Raw genomic sequence first — 12474 nt, 5'->3', positions numbered from 1 at the left:
AGGGGCGAGGCGGACAAAGGCCAGCGGGTCAGCGCATCCAGAATCCGTTGGCTTTGATCCGATTGCGAATCTGGCGCTCTTTCCGCGGAAGGTCGTTCTGATCGAACAGGTCCCGAATTTTCGCCCCGCGCCCCTGATAGACCAACCGTTTGATCGGCTCATAGAGTTTGAGGATCTTTTTCACCTTATTCGGCGTCGCGACTTCTTCGAGCACCTGAACCACACGGTCGCTTTCGCGTGCGTAGAGCAGCGGGAACATGCGGTAGTGACAGGTGACATCCCCATCCAGACCGTCCAACTCTGGCCCCGGTCTGCCGCCGCCAAAGGAATGGATGACCAGCGGCAAGATTGCTTGATCCAGCCAAGGGTCAAGTGACTGAACCGCCAGTTCTTCAGGACGATTGTCACGCAGTTCTACCGCCCATTCGGTGAACCGTTTCCCGAATTCCGCAGGATCGCGATAGAAAAACCAGCCCGCGTTAAAATAGAGATACCGTTTCCAGTATTCATCGGGTTCGTTCAGGTCGAGCGTGCTTTCGAACTCCAACCCGAATTTGTCGTAGAGCGATTTCCAAACGCCCGTATATCCGGGCCAGTAGAGCTCTTCTTCAGGCCATGTCCCTTCGCGCCGCATCGACGCCGAGGGACGGTCGAAATCGAAAGCCACCTTGGAAATATCGCCTGTGATCAACGTGTCAGTGTCGAAAAATACAAAAGGCTCGCCAGCTGGCAGGGTGCAGAGGCCTTCGATCTTGTTGCCATAGGGGTAGGCCTGCCCGAAATGTTTGCTCTCGAACGGTACGATTTCCGCGCCCAGCTCGATCAGCGCTTCCTTGACCGAAATGTCCATCGTCGGGTCGGATTTCCACAGCGACCCCATTTGCGGCTCTGCAACAATCAGACGACCTTTGAAATCGGGGGAATTCGCCCGCAGCGAAGCCGCAAACAGCAGGGCCTCATACTGAAGCCGTCCCGATTGTCCGACGATCATAATATTGAACGGCGGAGTGGTTTTCGATTTTCGCGCCATAGCTGCCTCAGGTCTTTTGCAACCACTATAGGGGGAAGTCGTGACCTGCGAAACCCGAACACGCCTAAGGATGCGCGGAAATCGCGGGGTGCGGTGCATCGATATGTGGGGGAAGTGGTGGGCGACCCTGGAATCGAACCAGGCGTGGGTCTCCCCGGCGGAGTTACAGTCCGCTGCCGCACCTTGCAGCCCGTCGCCCGAACCTAGGCAAAGCCTCGTTCGTGGGGGGCTGAATATGGGTCTTGGCCGAGGGCGTCAACAGGAAAAATGATCGTTTTTCGACACACTTGTGTAAAGTGCCAGTTTGGCCCATTGAGAGGGCTAGGATATAAGGGGTTCGCCATGCAAAAACCGAAGTGGGTCATCGAAAAAGAACAGGCCAAACGTGCAGCCGCACAAGAAACCGTCTGGCTGTTTGGTCTCCATGCGGTGCGCGATGCGCTGATGAACCCCCGTCGCAAGCGTTTGCGGCTGGTTGTGACCAAAAATGCTGAGGCGAAACTGGCGGATGCGATCGCAGCCAGCGGCATGGTCCCCGAAATTTCGGACCCACGCAAATTTGCGGCCCCCATCGATCCCGACTCGGTCCACCAAGGGGCCGCGCTCGAGGTGAAGGCTCTTGAGTGGGGCACTCTGACGGATGTTGTCATGGGGCCAGGCATCGATCCTGCACGGATTATCCTGCTCGACCGTGTGACCGACCCGCATAACGTCGGTGCGATTCTCCGCTCGGCTGAGGTGTTCGGTGCCCGCGCTGTTGTTGGTGTGCAACGTCACTCTGCCCCTGAAACGGGTGCGCTGGCGAAAACCGCGAGCGGCGCGCTAGAGCGTCAGCCCTACATCCGCGTGCGCAATTTGGCGGATGCGATGGAAGAGTTGAAACAATTGGGCTTCATCATCCTCGGCCTCGCGGGTGAGGCGGATCAAACGATCGAAGCTGCACTGGAAGGTCGCAAGGATCGCCCCGTTGCGCTGGTTCTCGGTGCCGAAGGGCCGGGTTTGCGGGAAAAAACTCGCGAAACTTGTGATGCGCTGGTGCGGATCGACTTTGCGGGCGGGTTCGGATCGCTCAACGTGTCGAACGCTGCGGCGGTGTCGCTTTATGCGTCCCGTTAAGCCTCTGTTCACGTTTTTCTGAACAGTCTTTTCTTAGGCAAATCAGTGCCTATCTTTCTTTCATGAGGCAAGCCTCGGAACAGGCTTGCAATATCTCACTGTCCCTCGTTCCATACTAGGCGTTCGGGTCCCAATCCCCCGAACGCCTTTTTTCTGCGAAAATGCTGGGTAATCCGCACCATGACGATCCAAGACGACATCATCGAAACCGTTCTACGCCAATCCAAAGTCATTGCTCTGGTCGGGGCGTCTTCAAATCCTGAACGCCCATCTTATCAGGTGATGGCCTATCTCATGGCCAACGGATACCGCGTGATCCCCGTGAATCCGGGCCTCGCTGGGCAGGAATTGATGGGTCAGTTGGTCTATCCTGACCTGACCTCGATCCCTGATGAGGTCGATATGGTCGACATTTTCCGCCAATCCGACGCGGTGCCTGCCATCGTCGAAGAAGCGCTCTTGCGCTGGCCCACGCTCAAGGTCGTTTGGACCCAGTTGGGCGTTGTTCACGACGGAGCAGCAGCCATGGCAGAGACGCGCGGCGTCACCGTAATCCAAGACCGCTGCCCAAAGATCGAGATTGCGCGCCTAGGGCTCTGACGGGGGCGAACCCCCTCAGTTGCTCAGAGCATCCAAGATGCGAGCCCAGCTACGGATGCCTTTGTGGAAGCTCCGCAGGTCGTATTTTTCGTTGGGCGAGTGGATGGAATCATCCTCCATCGCGAAACCGATCAGCATCGAATCCATGTCGAGGATGGTCTTGAAATAACCCGCGACGGGAATCGATCCGCCCGACCCTGTGAACGCCGCAGGGTTCGGCCATTCATCGGTCAGAGCCGCACGTGCAGCGGCAAAGGCGGGGTTGGTTGTCGCCATCACGCTCGCTGGACCCGCGCCATGGTCGTGGAATTCGACCGAACAATCTGGCGGAAGCTGATCGCGCACCCATTGGCGGAAGTTATCGCGGATTTTCAGCGGGTCTTGGGTCCCGACAAGGCGGAAGCTGATCTTTGCTTTGGCGACAGAGGGCAGCACGGTCTTGAACCCGTCACCCGTGTAACCGCCCGTAATCCCGTTCACCTCTGCCGTCGGCCGTGCCCAAATCTGTTCGAGGACGGTTTTACCCGCTTCGCCCGCAGGGGTGCTAAGGCCCACGTCGGCAAGGAACGCCTTATCGTCAAAGCCCAAAGCCTCCCACTGGCTGCGCAATTCGTCGGATAGCTCTGGCACGCCGTCATAGAAATCAGGCACCGTGATGCGGCCAGTGTCGTCGTGCAGATTGGCGACGATGTTCGACAACACGCGGATCGGGTTGATCGCGGGGCCACCATACATGCCCGAATGCAGGTCTTTGGACGGACCTGTGATGACCACCTCTTCGCCCAATAGACCGCGCAGCATGGTGGTGATCGCAGGGGTGTTCGCGTCAAAGAGGTCGGTGTCACAGATCAGCGCAACATCGGCGGTGAGGTCCTTGGCGTTCGCTTCCATGAATGGGACGAGCGAGGGCGAACCGCTCTCTTCCTCGCCCTCAAGGAAAATCGTGATCTTGCACGGCAGCTTGCCCGTTTCAGCAACATAGGCACGGCAGGCCTCGATAAAGGTCATCAACTGGCCCTTGTCATCGGATGCACCACGGGCGCGAATGACCTTGCCTTTTTCGGTCTCCTCGATCGCAGGATCAAAGGGATCGCGGTGCCAGAGGTTCAGCGGATCAACGGGCTGCACATCGTAATGCCCATAGAACAGAACATGCGTTCCGCCTTCGCCGCCGTGGGCTATGACCAACGGATGACCGGGGGTAGGGCGGGACGCAGCGTCAAAGCCGATGCTCTTGAGGTCCTCAACCAGCCAATCCGCCGCCTTTGCACAGTCCGCCTTATACGCAGGGTCCGTGCTGATCGACGGAATGCGGAGCAATTCCATCAAACGATCCAAGGCGTTATCCAGATCAGTGTCGATACGGGTGAGGATGGTGGACAGGGTCATGATCGCTCCGGCTGTGGTTTCCGATAGGAGACTACGCCGTTCCGATAGGGTGTCCAGAGGTGGAAAAGGTCGTTTTTGTCGCTGGCGTGTCAAAAGGTAGCGTATTGTTAGAACCAGTCTAAGGCTATATGGACCCACGAACCTGCCGTTAGCGTATTCGCGCTGCCTGACGTGAAGGATAGACATTTGGACTACAACGCCCACCTCGACGCTGCACTTGGTAAACTCCACGAAGAAGGCCGGTATCGGACCTTCATCGATATCGAGCGCAAAAAGGGACATTACCCTCACGCGCTTTGGCGCAAAGAGGACGGTAGCGAACAGCCGATCACAGTGTGGTGCGGCAATGACTATCTTGGCATGGGTCAGCACCCTGTCGTTCTTGCGGCTATGCATGAGGCGCTCGACGCAACGGGCGCTGGCTCTGGCGGGACACGGAATATTTCTGGCACGACCGTTTATCACAAACGACTCGAGGCAGAGCTGGCCGACCTCCACCAGAAAGAGGCGGCACTTCTCTTTACCAGCGCTTACATCGCGAACGATGCGACGCTGTCGACGCTGCCGAAATTATTCCCCGGTCTGATCATTTACTCGGATGAACTGAACCACGCGTCGATGATCGAAGGCATCCGCCGCAATGGTGGCGCGAAACGCGTGTTCAAACACAACGATCTAGCCGATCTGCGTGCCAAACTGATGGCCGACGATCCTGCAGCGCCGAAACTGATCGCGTTTGAATCCGTCTATTCGATGGACGGGGACTTTGGCCCGATCAAGGAACTCTGCGATCTGGCCGAGGAATTCGGCGCGCTGACCTACCTTGATGAGGTGCACGCCGTTGGCATGTATGGTCCGCGCGGTGGTGGTGTGGCCGAACGTGACGGTCTGTTGGACCGTATCGACATCGTAAACGGAACCTTGGGCAAGGCCTTTGGCGTCCACGGCGGCTATATCGCGGCATCGGCCAAAATGTGTGACGCCGTGCGCTCTTACGCGCCGGGGTTCATCTTTACGACCTCGCTGCCGCCTGTTGTGGCGGCTGGCGCTGCCGCCTCAGTCGCGCATCTGAAAACCGATCAGGCGCTGCGCGATCTGCATCAGGAACGCGCTGCGGTTCTGAAACTCCGTCTCAAGGGCATGGGCCTGCCGATCATCGACCACGGTTCCCACATCGTGCCTGTGATCGTTGGCGATCCCGTCCACACCAAAAAGCTGTCCGACATGCTGCTGAGCCAGTTCGGCATCTACGTGCAGCCGATCAACTTCCCCACCGTTCCACGCGGCACAGAACGTCTGCGGTTCACCCCGTCGCCTGTGCACGGACCAAAGGAAATTGATGCTTTGGTGAGCGCAATGGACAAACTCTGGAGCCATTGTGCGCTGAATCGTGCCGAAATGGCGGGTTAACTTTTTTCTGCCTGTGCACTGCTCTTTGGTATATGCTAGGGGCAATCAAAGGCATCGTGATTGGGACGAATCGTAAAGCGATGCCGCTAATTTGAGGCGGTGGGACGGCCCTAATGATCGTTAAAGGTTTCCGGCGTAAAGCTGCACCTGAGGCTGAAGAAAACAAAGGCTTTGACGCCTTTGATCTGCGCCTTGGTGACCTCATGCGTGGCGAACGTGCCACCATGGGCAAGAGCCTTTTGGACGTTCAACGCGAACTCAAAATCAAAGCGGCCTATATCGCGGCGATCGAGAACGCTGACCCCTCTGCATTCGATACTCCTGGCTTCATCGCGGGCTATGTGCGCTCTTACGCGCGCTACCTGAATATGGACCCCGATTGGGCTTTCACCACATTCTGCCGCGAAAGCGGATTTGCGACCGCGCATGGCATGTCCAAAGCGGCCTCCAGCACAAAGACCAACCGCACCTTGGCCACCGACCTTGCGTCCCAGCAGTCGAAACCCAAGGATATGTTCTCGACCCCATCGACCCCGTTCGTTCCTGCGGGCGAGGGCTTCTTTGCCAAGATTGAACCGGGCGCGGTTGGCTCGCTCGCTGTTCTCGTGGCTCTGGTCGCGGGCTTGGGCTACGGCGGCTGGACTGTTCTGAAAGAAGTGCAAAAAGTCCGTTTCGCCCCTGTCGAAAACACCCCCGTTGTTGTGGCCGACCTCGACCCGCTGGCAGGTCTTGGCACTGTTGCGGATGACGCTGGTGCCTATGCCGCTGCGTTTGAACCGCCTGCGGCTGATGGCCTCGACCGTGTGTATCGTCCTCAGGCGCTCGACGTGCCTGTGATGATCGCCCGTGATGGCCCGATCTCTGCGCTTGACCCGTCGTCGATTGGTGCGCTCGCCCCCGAGGTAGAGCAAGGCCCGACCATCATGGCGACCGCACTACCGACAGAGACTGCAACACCGATCACGGGCACTGTTCAAGTGACCGACGGCCCTGCGCCTGAACTGGCGATGGTTGCTGTGCGTCCGTCGTGGGTGCGTGTGCGTGCCGCCGACGGTGCCGTCATCTTCGAAGGCATCATGAACGCTGGCGACACATGGGCTGTGCCCGCGATGGCCGAACCCCCTGTCCTGCGGACGGGTGAATCAGGCGCTGTCTATTTCCAGATCAACGGCACGATCCACGGTCCAGTGGGCGAACGTGGCGTTGTGACCTCGAACCTCGCGCTGTCGGCTGATGAACTGGCACAGACCTTTGCGGTTGCTGATTTGTCGGCCGACGATGATCTGGCTGCGATGGTGAATGTCGCGCAGGCTGAAATCACTCAGTAATCCGCCTTTCCGATCACATCTTTTCGTTGACCCGTTGCCTGTCGGGGTGCCGCGCTTTAGGTAAAGCGCCGAGGCTTATTTCAAAGGTGTCCCATGTCGCACAACCCGATCCGTCCGTGGCGCAATATTGACCGTCGTAAATCGCGCCAGATCATGGTTGGCAATGTGCCTGTGGGTGGGGACGCGCCGATCACGGTGCAGACCATGACCAACACCTTGACCCACGACGTAAAGGCCACGCTGGATCAGATTATCCGCGCGGCTGAGGCGGGCGCTGACATCGTGCGCGTTTCTGTGCCGGACGAGGCATCCTCTGCCGCGATGAAAGAGATCTGCCGCGAAAGCCCCGTTCCTATCGTGGCTGACATCCATTTCCACTACAAACGCGGCATCGAATCCGCCCTCGCGGGCGCGGCCTGCCTGCGCATCAATCCGGGTAACATCGGGGATGAAGCGCGAGTGAAAGAAGTGATCAAAGCCGCCCGTGATAACAACTGTTCGATCCGCATCGGCGTGAACGCAGGGTCGCTGGAAAAGCACCTCTTGGACAAATACGGCGAACCGACCCCCGACGCGATGGTGGAAAGCGGCCTCGACCACATCAAAATCCTTCAGGACAACGATTTTCACGAGTTCAAGATCAGCTGCAAAGCCTCTGACGTATTCATGGCAGCGGCAGCCTATCAGCAACTGGCAGAGGCGACCGATGCCCCCATCCACCTCGGCATCACAGAGGCGGGCGGCCTGACCTCGGGCACGATCAAATCGGCGATTGGCCTTGGGAACCTTTTGTGGATGGGCATCGGCGACACGATCCGCGTGAGCCTCTCGGCGGATCCCGTGGAGGAAGTCAAAGTCGGCTATGAAATCCTGAAATCTCTCGGTCTGCGCCACCGCGGTGTGAACATCATTTCCTGCCCGTCCTGTGCGCGTCAGGGCTTTGACGTGATCAAAACCGTTGAAGCGCTAGAGGACCGTCTGTCTCACATTAAAACCCCGATGAGCCTCTCGATCATCGGCTGCGTGGTGAACGGCCCCGGTGAGGCGCTGATGACCGACGTTGGGTTCACTGGCGGCGGGGCAGGGTCGGGCATGGTCTATCTGGCCGGTAAGCAGAGCCATAAACTCGGCAACGATCAGATGATCGATCACATCGTCGAACAGGTCGAAAAGAAAGCTGCAGAGATCGAAGCGAACCAAGCCAAGGCCCTCTGATCGACGGGTCAACGCTTTGCGATCCGCATAAAAACTGGGCAAACGCCTCTGTTTTTGACCAAGCGTGCAAAAAATTTAAACCGTCGATTTCGTGCTGCATTGCAGGAAATCGGCGGTTTTTTCGTTTGGCTGTTTCCCTAAGGTCACCCCGCAATCCTCTGTTTTGGAACGGTTTCCGTAGTTTCCCTGCGGACGATCTCGGCTTTTCTGCATTGCGCGAAGGCACCGCGCCCCTGAAATCCCATGCGTTTTTGTCGGATTATTTTACCAATTGATAAAAAATAAAACCTTGGCAGTCTTTTGGCAAAACCAATGACAACAGGGACCACAAATGACCACGCCGATGACCCCCGGTATCCAATCCGGCCGTTTGTCAGCCGACGCGCTTTCGCGGAACTTTGAAGACCTCCATGCGCCGCTTGATGCGCATGAGGCCCGCGTTGCTGCCGACCGCTGTTATTTCTGTCACGATGCGCCGTGTATGACGGCCTGTCCGACGTCGATCGATATTCCGCTGTTTATTCGTCAGATCCAAACGGGCACGCCCGAGGCGGCTGCGAAAACGATCCTGTCGCAGAATATCCTTGGCGGCATGTGCGCCCGCGTTTGCCCGACAGAGACGCTCTGCGAAGAGGCCTGCGTGCGCGAAGAGGCCGAAGGCAAGCCCGTCATCATCGGTCAGCTTCAGCGCTATGCGACTGACACGCTGATGGCCAAGGGGGTGCATCCGTTCACCCGCGCCGCCCCCACGGGCAAATCCATCGCTGTTGTCGGGGCAGGGCCTGCGGGTCTGTCCTGTGCGCACCGACTTGCCATGAAAGGCCACGATGTCACCCTCTATGACGGTCGCGCAAAGGCAGGCGGTCTGAACGAATACGGGATCGCCTCCTATAAATCGACCAACGACTTTGCCGCGCGCGAGGTCGCTTGGCTCTTGGAAATCGGCGGCATCACCGTTGAAACGGGCAAGATGCTGGGGCGTGATCTGACCCTTGATGGGCTGAAAGCCGACCATGATGCGGTGTTCCTCGCTGTTGGCTTGGGGGGCGTAAACGCTCTGCGCATCGAAGGCGAAGACCACGCGACCGCTGCCGTTGATTTCATCGAAGACCTTCGTCAATCCACCGACCTGACGACACTCCCCGTGGGTCGGAATGTGGTGGTGATCGGCGGCGGCATGACCGCCGTCGATGCCGCTGTTCAGTCAAAACTGCTGGGCGCGGATACGGTGACAATCGCCTATCGCCGCAGCCGCGCTGAAATGGCGGCAAGCCCATTTGAACAAGACCTCGCCGCCGCCAAAGGTGTGCGCCTGATGTTCAACGTCATGCCGACCGCAATTGCCGATGGGGCGATCACGCTGGAATACACCGCGACAAAGGATGGCAAACTCTCTGGCACGGGCGAAACCGTCACCTTGCCCGCCGATCAAGTGTTCAAAGCGATTGGTCAGACCCTCACCACGGACGCTGGCCTCAAACTTGAGGGCGGTAAGATCGCCGTTGATGCCACGGGCCGCACGAGCCTTTCTGGTGTCTGGGCTGGTGGCGACTGTGCCACGGGTGGCGAAGACCTCACCGTAACGGCTGTCGCCGAAGGACGCGACGCCGCCGAAGATATCCACGCTGCAGTGATGGGAGCGTAACATGGCCGATCTAACGACAAACTTCTTGGGTATTACCTCTCCGAACCCGTTCTGGCTCGCCTCTGCGCCGCCGACCGACAAGGAATACAACGTTCGCCGCGCCTATGAGGCGGGTTGGGGCGGTGTCGTTTGGAAAACGCTCGGCTCCGAAGGCCCGCCCGTCGTGAACGTCTCTGGCCCGCGCTATGGCGCGATCTGGGGTGCGGATCGCCGTCTCCTCGGGTTGAACAACATCGAACTGATCACCGACCGCCCGCTGCAAACCAACCTCGAAGAAATCACCCGCGTGAAAAAGGACTACCCTGACCGCGCGTTGATCGTGTCGCTGATGGTGCCTTGTGATGAGGAGTCGTGGAAAGCGATCCTCCCGATGGTCGAGGAAACAGGCGCCGACGGGATTGAACTGAACTTTGGCTGTCCGCACGGCATGGCCGAACGCGGCATGGGCGCTGCCGTGGGGCAGGTGCCTGAATACATCCAGATGGTCACGGAATGGTGCAAAAAATACTACTCCAAACCCGTGATCGTAAAGCTGACGCCGAACATCACCGACATCCGCAACCCCGCCCGCGCCGCAAAAGCTGGCGGTGCAGATGCGGTGTCTTTGATCAACACGATCAACTCGATCACCTCTGTGGATCTCGACCTCATGGCCCCGCAGCCGACCATCGGTGGCAAGGGCACGCACGGCGGTTACTGCGGCCCTGCGGTGAAACCTATCGCGATGAACATGGTGGCCGAAATCGCCCGCGACCCGCAGACCGCTGGCCTGCCCATTTCGGGCATCGGTGGCGTGACCACGTGGCGCGACGCGGCAGAGTTCATGGCACTCGGCGCGGGCAACGTGCAGGTCTGCACCGCCGCGATGACCTATGGCTTTAAGGTCGTCCAAGAGATGATCAGCGGCCTGTCGGAATGGATGGACGACAAAGGCTACACTTCGACCGCCGACTTTATCGGCATGGCCACGCCGAATGTCACTGATTGGCAGTATCTCGATCTGAACTACGTCACGAAGGCCAAGATCGACCCAGATGCCTGCATCAAATGCGGTCGCTGCTACATCGCCTGCGAGGACACCAGCCACCAAGCGATCCTGATGAAAGAGGGCCGCGTGTTTGAGGTGGACGACAGCGAATGCGTCGCCTGTAACCTCTGCGTGGATGTCTGCCCCGTTGAGGACTGCATCACCATGGTCGAACTGCCCAAGGGCGAGCTGGACGAACGCACAGGCCGCAAACGCGGTGATTATGCGAACTGGACGACGCACCCGAATAACCCTTCGGCGCAGGCTGCGGAGTAAGGAAAAAACGTTGCGCGGCTGCCTGTTTCTTGGGCAAGCTGCCAGAAACCTGCCGCGCAACGGTTCAGAATTGGGCTTACGCTCGAAATTTTAGCACTTTGTTTTGATCAAAAAAGCGGTCAGCATGAGGATGCTTTTACCGCTTGGTCAAAAGAGACTCGGACATCAGGAGACAGGAATGGCTGCACTTACCGGCAATCTGACCGTAAATGGGGATCGACTTTGGGACAGCTTGATGGAGATGGCCAAGATCGGTCCAGGGATCGCCGGCGGATGTAATCGCCAGACCTTGACCGACGAAGACGCCGAAGGCCGTGCGCTGTTCAAATCGTGGTGCGATGCAGCGGGAATGACGATGGGCGTCGATACCATGGGCAATATGTTCATGACCCGCGAAGGCACCGACCCTGACGCATTGCCGATCTATGTGGGGTCTCACCTCGACACGCAGCCCACGGGCGGGAAATATGATGGCGTTCTGGGCGTGCTCGGCGCGCTAGAGGCCGTTCGGACGATGAATGACCTTGGCATCAAAACCAAACACCCGATTGTCGTGGTGAACTGGACCAACGAAGAGGGCGCCCGTTTCGCTCCCGCCATGCTCGCCTCTGGTGTCTTTGCGGGGATGCACACTCAGGACTACGCCTATGCGCGGACCGACCTCGACGGTAAATCCTTTGGCGATGAACTCGCGCGGATCGGCTGGAAAGGCGACGAAGAAGTCGGTGCCCGCAAGATGCACGCCTATTACGAATTGCACATCGAACAAGGCCCGATCCTAGAGGCAGAGGGCAAAGACATCGGTGTCGTCACCCATTGTCAGGGGCTATGGTGGCTCGAATTCACCCTCACGGGCAAAGAGGCGCACACGGGTTCTACCCCGATGCCGCTGCGTGTGAACGCGGGCCTCGCCATGTCGCGCATACTGGAAATGGTCCAAGAGGTCGCCATGAAAAACCAGCCCAACGCCGTGGGCGGTGTGGGGCAGATGCGGTTCTCTCCGAACTCGCGCAACGTGCTGCCGGGTAAGGTGGTCTTTACCGTCGATATCCGCACGCCCGATCAGGCCAAACTCGACGCGATGCGGGCCGAGATTGAAACCCGCGGTGCTGAAATCGCTGCCGAACTGGGCGTCGGTTGCTCGGTCGAAGCGGTCGGCCATTTCGATCCCGTCACCTTTGCCCCCGACCTCGTCACCAATGTCCGCAACGCGGCAGAGCGGTTGGGTTACAGCCATATGAACCTCGTCTCAGGCGCTGGGCATGACGCCTGCTGGGCCGCGCGTGTGGCCCCCGCGACCATGGTCATGTGTCCCTGCGTCGATGGCCTGTCGCACAACGAGGCCGAAGAGATCAGCCCAGAGTGGGCCAAGGCGGGCACAGATGTCCTCCTCCATGCCGTGCTCGAAAGCGCGGTCATCGTCGAATAAGAGGGAGAT

Annotated in this window: 10 protein-coding genes and 1 tRNA gene; 8 read left to right on the top strand and 3 right to left on the bottom strand. The window is 58.7% G+C overall.

Going from position 1 to position 12474, the window contains the following annotated elements; translation table 11 throughout:
• Positions 1–28: 28 nt before the first annotated feature.
• Both AC07ED_RS09315 and AC07ED_RS09310 read right to left on the bottom strand, forming a co-directional pair.
• Positions 29–1030 (bottom strand): hypothetical protein, encoded by a 1002-nt coding sequence (locus AC07ED_RS09315; RefSeq protein WP_105235543.1) that lies wholly within the window; start codon positions 1028–1030, stop codon positions 29–31.
• Positions 1031–1145: 115 nt separating this feature from the next.
• Positions 1146–1229: transfer RNA gene (locus AC07ED_RS09310), tRNA-Tyr, on the bottom strand.
• A gap of 143 nt (positions 1230–1372) precedes the next feature.
• On the opposite strand from AC07ED_RS09310, the gene rlmB reads away from it, so the two are divergent.
• Together rlmB and AC07ED_RS09300 are read left to right on the top strand one after the other, a co-directional pair.
• Entirely contained in the window at positions 1373–2146 is a 774-nt protein-coding gene (rlmB, locus tag AC07ED_RS09305) for a 23S rRNA (guanosine(2251)-2'-O)-methyltransferase RlmB (protein WP_067549636.1), read from the top strand.
• Positions 2147–2326: 180 nt separating this feature from the next.
• Positions 2327–2746 carry a CoA-binding protein gene (locus tag AC07ED_RS09300; protein WP_105235542.1) on the top strand — a complete coding sequence of 140 codons (420 nt, stop codon included), beginning with the start codon at positions 2327–2329 and terminating at the stop codon, positions 2744–2746.
• Between the two features lie 15 nt (positions 2747–2761).
• Here AC07ED_RS09300 and AC07ED_RS09295 read toward each other — a convergent pair whose 3' ends face one another.
• Positions 2762–4135 (bottom strand): M20/M25/M40 family metallo-hydrolase, encoded by a 1374-nt coding sequence (locus AC07ED_RS09295; RefSeq protein ID WP_105235541.1) that lies wholly within the window; start codon positions 4133–4135, stop codon positions 2762–2764.
• A 186-nt stretch (positions 4136–4321) separates the two neighbouring features.
• On the opposite strand from AC07ED_RS09295, the gene hemA reads away from it, so the two are divergent.
• The 6 genes from hemA to AC07ED_RS09265 all read left to right on the top strand — a co-directional run bounded on the left by hemA (position 4322) and on the right by AC07ED_RS09265 (position 12465).
• On the top strand, positions 4322–5545 hold the full coding sequence (hemA, locus tag AC07ED_RS09290; RefSeq protein ID WP_105235540.1) for a 5-aminolevulinate synthase: 1224 nt from the start codon (positions 4322–4324) through the stop codon (positions 5543–5545).
• Positions 5546–5658: 113 nt separating this feature from the next.
• Positions 5659–6873: a helix-turn-helix domain-containing protein gene (locus AC07ED_RS09285; RefSeq protein ID WP_105235539.1), complete on the top strand. Its 1215-nt coding sequence runs from the start codon at positions 5659–5661 to the stop codon at positions 6871–6873.
• A gap of 93 nt (positions 6874–6966) precedes the next feature.
• Positions 6967–8088, top strand: a complete 1122-nt coding sequence (gene ispG, locus AC07ED_RS09280; protein ID WP_105235538.1) for a flavodoxin-dependent (E)-4-hydroxy-3-methylbut-2-enyl-diphosphate synthase — start codon at positions 6967–6969, stop codon at positions 8086–8088.
• Positions 8089–8419: 331 nt separating this feature from the next.
• On the top strand, positions 8420–9733 hold the full coding sequence (locus tag AC07ED_RS09275) for an NAD(P)-dependent oxidoreductase (RefSeq protein ID WP_105235537.1): 1314 nt from the start codon (positions 8420–8422) through the stop codon (positions 9731–9733).
• A gap of 1 nt (position 9734) precedes the next feature.
• Positions 9735–11036: an NAD-dependent dihydropyrimidine dehydrogenase subunit PreA gene (gene preA / locus AC07ED_RS09270; RefSeq protein ID WP_105235536.1), complete on the top strand. Its 1302-nt coding sequence runs from the start codon at positions 9735–9737 to the stop codon at positions 11034–11036.
• Positions 11037–11214: 178 nt separating this feature from the next.
• Positions 11215–12465, top strand: coding sequence for a Zn-dependent hydrolase (locus AC07ED_RS09265; RefSeq protein ID WP_105235535.1), 1251 nt, complete (start codon positions 11215–11217; stop codon positions 12463–12465).
• The last annotated feature ends 9 nt before the right edge of the window (positions 12466–12474 follow it).

It is taken from the genome of Aestuarium zhoushanense (genome assembly GCF_056431045.1).
The sequence above is the reverse complement of the archived record's forward strand: the minus strand, read 5'-3'. Positions and strand labels throughout refer to the sequence as shown.

Bases quoted from the DNA above. Each gene is read 5' to 3' on its own strand.
- AC07ED_RS09315 (WP_105235543.1), bottom strand. From the start codon at position 1,030: ATGGCGCGAAAATCGAAAACCACTCCGCCGTTCAATATTATGATCGTC.
- rlmB (WP_067549636.1), top strand. From the start codon at position 1,373: ATGCAAAAACCGAAGTGGGTCATCGAAAAAGAACAGGCCAAACGTGCA.
- AC07ED_RS09300 (WP_105235542.1), top strand. From the start codon at position 2,327: ATGACGATCCAAGACGACATCATCGAAACCGTTCTACGCCAATCCAAA.
- AC07ED_RS09295 (WP_105235541.1), bottom strand. From the start codon at position 4,135: ATGACCCTGTCCACCATCCTCACCCGTATCGACACTGATCTGGATAAC.
- AC07ED_RS09285 (WP_105235539.1), top strand. From the start codon at position 5,659: ATGATCGTTAAAGGTTTCCGGCGTAAAGCTGCACCTGAGGCTGAAGAA.
- ispG (WP_105235538.1), top strand. From the start codon at position 6,967: ATGTCGCACAACCCGATCCGTCCGTGGCGCAATATTGACCGTCGTAAA.
- AC07ED_RS09275 (WP_105235537.1), top strand. From the start codon at position 8,420: ATGACCACGCCGATGACCCCCGGTATCCAATCCGGCCGTTTGTCAGCC.
- preA (WP_105235536.1), top strand. From the start codon at position 9,735: ATGGCCGATCTAACGACAAACTTCTTGGGTATTACCTCTCCGAACCCG.
- AC07ED_RS09265 (WP_105235535.1), top strand. From the start codon at position 11,215: ATGGCTGCACTTACCGGCAATCTGACCGTAAATGGGGATCGACTTTGG.